The sequence below is a fragment of the Pseudomonas sp. yb_9 genome, assembly GCF_043103635.1.
In the GTDB taxonomy this organism is placed as follows: Bacteria; Pseudomonadota; Gammaproteobacteria; order Pseudomonadales; family Pseudomonadaceae; genus Aquipseudomonas; species Aquipseudomonas monteilii.
Window position 1 is genome coordinate 1 of record NZ_JBICKA010000081.1, and the last position, 1,139, is coordinate 1,139.

1 rRNA gene is annotated in these 1,139 nt (G+C 53.3%); it reads left to right on the forward strand.

Features of this window, described 5'->3' with window-relative positions:
- Positions 1-1,139: ribosomal RNA gene (locus ACF8MI_RS21865) — 23S ribosomal RNA — on the forward strand; the annotation flags it as partial.

Below are 1,139 nucleotides of genomic sequence, written 5' to 3' on the forward strand. Positions count from 1 at the left end.
GCCGCTGCGACTGTTTATTAAAAACACAGCACTCTGCAAACACGAAAGTGGACGTATAGGGTGTGACGCCTGCCCGGTGCCGGAAGGTTAATTGATGGGGTTAGCGCAAGCGAAGCTCTTGATCGAAGCCCCGGTAAACGGCGGCCGTAACTATAACGGTCCTAAGGTAGCGAAATTCCTTGTCGGGTAAGTTCCGACCTGCACGAATGGCGTAACGATGGCGGCGCTGTCTCCACCCGAGACTCAGTGAAATTGAAATCGCTGTGAAGATGCAGTGTATCCGCGGCTAGACGGAAAGACCCCGTGAACCTTTACTATAGCTTTGCACTGGACTTTGAATTTGCTTGTGTAGGATAGGTGGGAGGCTTTGAAGTGGGGACGCCAGTTCTCATGGAGCCATCCTTGAAATACCACCCTGGCAACTTTGAGGTTCTAACTCAGGTCCGTTATCCGGATCGAGGACAGTGTATGGTGGGTAGTTTGACTGGGGCGGTCTCCTCCCAAAGAGTAACGGAGGAGTACGAAGGTGCGCTCAGACCGGTCGGAAATCGGTCGTAGAGTATAAAGGCAAAAGCGCGCTTGACTGCGAGACAAACACGTCGAGCAGGTACGAAAGTAGGTCTTAGTGATCCGGTGGTTCTGTATGGAAGGGCCATCGCTCAACGGATAAAAGGTACTCCGGGGATAACAGGCTGATACCGCCCAAGAGTTCATATCGACGGCGGTGTTTGGCACCTCGATGTCGGCTCATCACATCCTGGGGCTGAAGCCGGTCCCAAGGGTATGGCTGTTCGCCATTTAAAGTGGTACGCGAGCTGGGTTTAGAACGTCGTGAGACAGTTCGGTCCCTATCTGCCGTGGACGTTTGAGATTTGAGAGGGGCTGCTCCTAGTACGAGAGGACCGGAGTGGACGAACCTCTGGTGTTCCGGTTGTCACGCCAGTGGCATTGCCGGGTAGCTATGTTCGGAAGAGATAACCGCTGAAAGCATCTAAGCGGGAAACTTGCCTCAAGATGAGATCTCACTGGGATCTTGAATCCCCTAAAGGGCCGTCGAAGACTACGACGTTGATAGGTTGGGTGTGTAAGCGCTGTGAGGCGTTGAGCTAACCAATACTAATTGCCCGTGAGGCTTGACC